A 6,075-nucleotide genomic window follows, 5' to 3' on the forward strand; every position below is an offset into this window, starting at 1 on the left:
CCCTGCCCGTTCGCCATGCCGTTCCCCCGTGCTCGATCGGGGGCCACCCTACCGGCGGGGCTCAGTGCGCGGTCGGGCCGTCCACGTGGTTGCGGTCGACGGTGAGGGTGGCGCCGCCGAAGGTCTCCTCGACGTTCCCGTGGTACTGGTGGACGCGCTGGTGCAAGCTCCAGAGGTCGGGGGCGAGGCCGCCGGAGCCGTCGGTGTCGGCCCGGTCGTCCCAGCGGGCGTACCAGAGCGCGTCGGGCATCGGGGAGCTGCCGGCGCGGGCGGCGGCGGCGAGGTCCGCGATGCCGGAGTCGAGGCTGGAGTAGAAGCCGGAGCGGTAGTCGGCGTCGTGCAGGGCCGCGGTCCAGCCGAGGGTGAAGTCGACCACGGCCTGGCCGCACGCCGGGTCGCGCATCGGGTAGGCCTCGATGTCCAGGTAGACCGGGCTGCCCTTGGCGAGTCCGAGCGCGCGCAGGGCCCGGGCGGCCTCCTCCGCCTCATCCCGGCCCTGCTCGGCGGCCGTCGCCGGGTCGATCCGCTTGGGCTTGCGGCCCGGTTCGGCGCACGGCGCCTGCAGTCCGACGTGCACCGGCAGGAACCGCCAGCCCAGCGCCCGCACCTGGCGCACCCACTCGGCGGTGAGCCGGGGCTGGTCGCAGCCGCGCTGGGAGCCGCTGGTGTAGATGCCGACCGCCCCGTACGGGGAGGCGTCGCGCCAGGTCTTCAGGGTGTCGAGCGACGGTGCGGTGCAGGCGTCGAAGGCGGGGCCGCTCCAGGTGTCGCGGACCCGGGGCGGGCCGTACCGGTCGGGCAGCGTGACGGCCCGGATGCGGGGGGCGGCGACGGCGGCCGGGACGGTGGCTTCGGCGTTCACTCCCGTCCCGTCGGTGGCCGGCAGGAGCACGAGGGCGGCGGCGAGGAGGGCGGCGGGGCGGAGAAGGCGCACCCCGCCTTGATACTGACGGCCCGTCGGGGGTTTGCCGCAACCACGCCGCAGCGCCCGCGCGAGTCCACCCTTTCGGACGCACCCGTCCGCATCCGTCCCGATTTTTGTAACGAGCTTGCCCGTTCATCACTCCTTACGGCAAACTCACAAATATGCCCACCTCCCATACCAGCGAAACCCCTGCCGCCTCGTCGTCGGCCGCCGCCGTCGCCGAGGCCCTGGCCATGCCGCCCGCCCCCAAGGGCGAGCCTGCCGGCGAGCGGGGAAGCTGGCGACGAGGTGGGGCCTCCGGCCCCGCGGCGCCACCCGGGATCGACGCCGGCCGGTCCACCGGCCGGCTCGGCAAGGTCCTGCGGCGCCCGGAGAGGATCCCGGCGCCGCTTCTCTGTCTGACCGCGATGTTCCTGGTGCAGACCGGCATCGCCCTGTCCAAGCCGCTGTTCGGCCCGCTCGGCGTCAGCGGCACGACCTTCCTGCGGCTCGGCTTCGCCGCCGTCATCCTGCTCGCCGTCACCCGGCCCAAGCTCCGCGACAAGCGCCCGCGCGACCTCGTCGCGGCCGCACTGCTCGGCGTGGCCTCGGCCGGGATGACCTTCCTGTTCGCCGGGGCGATCGACCGGCTGCCGATGGGCACCGCCGCCACCATCGAGTTCCTCGGCCCGCTCGCGGTCGCCCTGGTCTTCGCCCGGCGCGCCAGCCACCTGCTCTGGGCGCTGCTCGCGGCCGCGGGCGTGGTGCTGCTGACCCTGCTCGGCGAGGGGGACGGCGGCGGGTCGCTCGACCCGGTCGGCCTGCTCTACGCCTTCGGGGCGGCCGCCTGCTACGCCCTGTACATCCTGTTCACCGACAAGGTGGGCGCGACCTTCCAGGGCTTCCAGGGCCTGGCCGTGTCGATGACGGTCGGCGCGCTGGCGCTGGCACCCTTCGGGCTCGGCCAGGCCTGGGACGGGCTGACCGCGCCCGGCGCCTCGCCACTGGGGCTGCTCGCCGCGGTGGCCGGGGTGTCGCTGCTGCTGCCGGTGATCCCGTACGCGCTGGAGATGACCGCGCTGCGACGGATGCCGCAGCGGGTGTTCAGCGTGCTGGTCAGCCTGGAGCCGGCGGTCAGCGCGCTGGTCGGGCTGGTGGTGCTGGGCCAACTGCTGGGCGTGCCGCAGCTGGCCGGGATCGGCTGTGTGGTCGCGGCCAGCGTGGGCGCCACGCTGACCGGGCGGCGGTAGCCGCGTCTGCCTGGGTGCTCCTCCTCCGGGGAGGCGTGCTCCGGGACGGCCTGCCCCGGGGACGCCCTACGGCCAGAGCAGGGTGCGCGACCACTCCGGGGAACTGACCGGGCCGGTACGGGTGTAGCGCAGCCGGATGTGCCGGCGCTGGGCGTCGCCCTGCCAGAACTCCACCTCGTGCGCCCACAGGGTGTAGACCGCGTGCCCCGGCGCGACCGCGTCCGGGTACGTCTCCAGCCGGCGACGGGCGACCGCCTCCGCCTCGTCGTACTCGTCGACCGAGCCCAGCGGCTCGCTCTGCCGCCCGACCAGCGCGCCGACCCGGGCGGCGGGCGAGCGGGTGGCGAACTCGGCGGCGGCGACCAGGTCGGCGGCCCGCTCGACGGTGCCGCGCACCCGGACCTGGCGGCCCAACTGCGGCCAGTAGACGGTCAGCGCGGCGGCCGGGTGACCGGCGAGCTGACGGCCCTTGGGGCTGTCGGCGGCCGCGGAGAAGTTCCAGCCGGTGCCGGCCGCGTCGACGTCGCGCAGCACCAGCACCCGGGCGTCCGGCATGCCGTCGGCGTCGACGGTCGAGAGGGTGAAGGCCTGCGGGTCCAGTACCCCGGCGTGCAGCGCGGTGGCGAGCCAGTCCACGAACAGCGGGCCGGGCTCGGTGGGGGCGGCCGCATGGTCGAAGGAGGGCAGCGGGCGGGCCATCGGCGGACGGCCGAGCAGCAGCTCCGGGACGGACCTGGGCCCGGACCGGTGCCCGTGGACCGGCTCGGCAGACGGCTCCGGGCGCGCGTCCGCCGCGGGCTCCGGTGCAGGCCTGGCCTCGCCCGGGCCCGTCAGGCCCTCCTCCTCCGCCGCCATCGCGCACCCTTCCTTCCGATTGCCGCGGTCGCCGCCCCGGCCGGGCCGGCCCTTCGGGCCCGGGCACGTGGTGCGCTGTCGGAGCGCAACCGTACCGCCGTACACCCACGGCTCCGGGCGCGGGCCCTCGGTGGACGGATCCGGGGCGGGCGGCGGGCGGTTCCGGGGCGGGCGGCGGGCGCACCGGCACCGGACACGCTCGTGGGCGGTGCCGCCATCGGCACCGCCCACGAGGCCGGTTTCGCGGTGACCCTTTCCGCGGCCGGTCGAATGCGCTGTTCCCTCTGCTGTACTGCGGTGGTACCTCGGTTTCCGTTACAACCGTTCCAACCGATCCGTCCGTTCCGACCCGGTCCGGGCCCGTCCGCGGCTGCTCAGCTCAGCCGCGGCCACCCACGTCCGGCGCCCCCGCCTTCCGTGGTGCCCGGTGCCGCATCACGGCGGTCAGTTGAAGGTCGGGGCGACGACGACGTTGACGTCCTTGTTGCCCTGACCGGCCTGGACGTTCCCCGCGTTGTCCTTCACCGCGACGGTGTTGTCCTGGTTCGAGCCGCCGGAACCGGTGGCGGTCTGCTGGGTGGAGACGTAGTTGCCGTCGACCCCGCCGAACACGTTGCCGGTACCGGTGTTGGAGACCGCTCCGGCGTTGGAGCCACCCTCGGCACCCGCGCCGTCGTCGGCGGCGGCACCACCGGCACCGGCCAGCAGCAGACCGGCCGCGAGTGGGCCGGCGAACAGTAGTCCGGCTGTTCGACGGGTACGGGTGCGAGCCATGAATGCCTCCAAAGAGCTGTTCACCGGGCAATGGTCGATCAAGGTGTGCAAGGTTCGTCGACCGGACGAACACCTGCGGGCTGCGACGCCGGAACACAGCCTTCCGCAACAAATCGACAAAGCACTAGCTCCCACAGCGATTTTCCCCCGTTAGCGTGATATCCAGCCGCGCGGCGTGGCGGCCGCGAAACCGGACCATGCGTCGATGCACCCCGTCCGAGCTGGGAATTCACCCGGACGGCCGAGGATCGGGGCGGCTCGGCGAGCGGCGCAAACGGCGTCACACGGTCCGCCGGTCGCACCACCCCGGCGCATGCGAACCCGTGAACGCGCCCCCGAAAAGTTCGATCACCCTTCCATGTCGACTTTCCGACCATTCACAGACCATCGGAATGTCACACCAGGGCGGCAGGAGTGAAGGCCCCGTCCGATCCGACGAGATGACTCAGTGGAAATCAGATCATCTTGCCGGGATTCAGAATTCCCAGCGGATCGAAGACCGCCTTCAGCTGCCGCTGCAGGTCCAGTGCCACCGGGCCCAGCTCACGGGCCAGCCAGTCCCGTTTCAGCAGCCCCACCCCGTGCTCCCCGGTGATCGTGCCGCCCAGCTCCAGCCCGAGCGCCATGATCTCGTCGAAGGAGCGCTGGGCACGGGCCGTCTGCTCCACGTCCGAGGCGTCGAAAATGACGATCGGGTGGGTGTTGCCGTCCCCCGCATGACTGACCACCCCGATGGTCAGCCCGTGCCGCTCGGCGATCACCGCGACACCGTTCAGCATCTCCGCCAGCCGGGAACGCGGCACGGCCACGTCGTCGATCATCGTGGTGCCCAGCCGGTCCAGCGCGGGCAACGCCATCCGCCGGGCGGCCAGCAGCAGATCGGACTCCGCCTGGTCCTCGGCCGGCACCACCGCCGTCGCCCCGGACTCCCGGCACAGCTCCGCGACCCGCGCCAGCTCGGCCTCCCGGTCCGGCCCGTCGAAGGCCACCAGCAGCAGCGCCCGGGTGGACTCCGGCAGGCCCATCCGACCCAACTCGTTGACGGCCCGCACCGAGACCGCGTCCATCAGCTCCATCAGCGACGGGGTCAGACCGCGCGCCATCACCTCGCAGACCGCCGCCCCGGCCGCGTCCGCACTCGGGAACTCCGCCGCCAGCGCCAACTGCGGAGCGGGCGCCGGCCGCAGCGACAGAACCGCCCGGACCACCACACCGAGCGTCCCCTCCGAGCCGACGAACAGCCTGGTCAGGTCGTACCCGGCCACGCCCTTCGCCGTCCGGCGCCCGGTGGACAGCAGCCGCCCGTCCGCCAGCACCACGTCCAGCCCGAGCACGTACTCGCTGGTGACGCCGTACTTCACGCAGCAGAGCCCGCCCGCCCCGGTACCGATGTTGCCGCCGATCGTGCAGGACTCCCAGCTGGACGGGTCCGGCGGATACGAGAGCCCCAACTCCTCGACAGCACGGGAGAGTTCAGCGTTCACCACACCGGGCTCGACCACCGCGATCCGGTTCACCGGGTCGATCTCCAGGATCCTGTTCAGCTTCACCAGCGACAGCACGACGCAGCCGTCCACCGCGTTCGCCGCACCCGACAGCCCGGTCCGGGCCCCCTGCGGCACCACCGGCACGCGCAACTCGGTCGCGGTGCGCAGCACGTGCTGCACCTGCTCGACCGTCTCCGGGAACACCACCACCGCGGGCTGCCCGGCCGCGCAGAAACCCGCCATGTCGTGGCGGTACGCGGCGGTCACGTCCGGGTCCACCACGACGGCCCCCGCCGGGAGGCCCTGCGCCAGTCGGTCCGTCAGATCACTCATCGCCGCCTCCACTCGCCGCCCGCCCGCCTCCACCTCCGCACTCTGCCCGGACGACCGGGGCCGGGCAAGTGGGCCGCGGGGCGGTTGGGGAACAGGAGACGAACGGACAGGGGAACACGGGGTGACTCAGGCCCGGCGGAGGGCCGGGGTGGCCAGGGCGGTGAGCCCGGCGGCGGCGGTGGCCAGGGCGCAGAGCAGGGTGGGCAGGGCCGCGCCCGCAGCGTCCGCGAGCAGGCCCAACAGGGAGTTCGAGAGCACCAGTGCCAGGCTCTGCACGAGCGTCAGCAGTGCCTGGACCCGGGAGAGATGGGTCGGCGGCGCGCCGGTCAGCACGAGTGGGCCGAGGTGGCAGGCGAACAGCCCCGAGCCGAGGCCCGCCACCGCGCTGCCGGCCACCGCCGCCACCGGCCCCGCGGCCGACGCCAGCAGCGCGATCCCCACCGAGGCCGCGCAGAGCCCGGCCGCCGCCCCC

Annotated in this window: 5 protein-coding genes and 1 pseudogene; 1 reads left to right on the forward strand and 5 read right to left on the reverse strand. The window is 73.9% G+C overall.

Translation table 11 applies throughout. The annotated features are described in order from the left end of the window. Positions 1-61 precede the first annotated feature (61 nt). Positions 62-934, reverse strand: a complete 873-nt coding sequence (locus ACIQOV_RS23080; RefSeq protein WP_401051246.1) for a glycoside hydrolase domain-containing protein — start codon at positions 932-934, stop codon at positions 62-64. A gap of 152 nt (positions 935-1,086) precedes the next feature. On the opposite strand from ACIQOV_RS23080, the gene ACIQOV_RS23085 reads away from it, so the two are divergent. Next, the gene (locus tag ACIQOV_RS23085; RefSeq protein WP_401051248.1) at positions 1,087-2,154 is read left to right on the forward strand and encodes an EamA family transporter; all 1,068 of its coding nucleotides are present in this window, start codon (positions 1,087-1,089) and stop codon (positions 2,152-2,154) included. A 66-nt stretch (positions 2,155-2,220) separates the two neighbouring features. Here ACIQOV_RS23085 and ACIQOV_RS23090 read toward each other — a convergent pair whose 3' ends face one another. The 4 genes and pseudogenes from ACIQOV_RS23090 to ACIQOV_RS23105 all read right to left on the reverse strand — a co-directional run. Beyond that, entirely contained in the window at positions 2,221-3,009 is a 789-nt protein-coding gene (locus ACIQOV_RS23090; protein WP_401051250.1) for a pyridoxal 5'-phosphate synthase, read from the reverse strand. Between the two features lie 444 nt (positions 3,010-3,453). After that, positions 3,454-3,783 (reverse strand): hypothetical protein, encoded by a 330-nt coding sequence (locus ACIQOV_RS23095; protein ID WP_401051252.1) that lies wholly within the window; start codon positions 3,781-3,783, stop codon positions 3,454-3,456. 455 nt (positions 3,784-4,238) lie between these two features. Then, positions 4,239-5,603: an FAD-binding oxidoreductase gene (locus tag ACIQOV_RS23100; RefSeq protein ID WP_401051254.1), complete on the reverse strand. Its 1,365-nt coding sequence runs from the start codon at positions 5,601-5,603 to the stop codon at positions 4,239-4,241. Positions 5,604-5,729: 126 nt separating this feature from the next. Further along, a pseudogene (locus ACIQOV_RS23105) lies at positions 5,730-6,075 on the reverse strand (MFS transporter); the annotation flags it as partial.

The sequence above is a fragment of the Kitasatospora sp. NPDC091257 genome, assembly GCF_044757675.1.
Classification (GTDB): Bacteria; Actinomycetota; Actinomycetes; order Streptomycetales; family Streptomycetaceae; genus Kitasatospora; species Kitasatospora lactacystinica.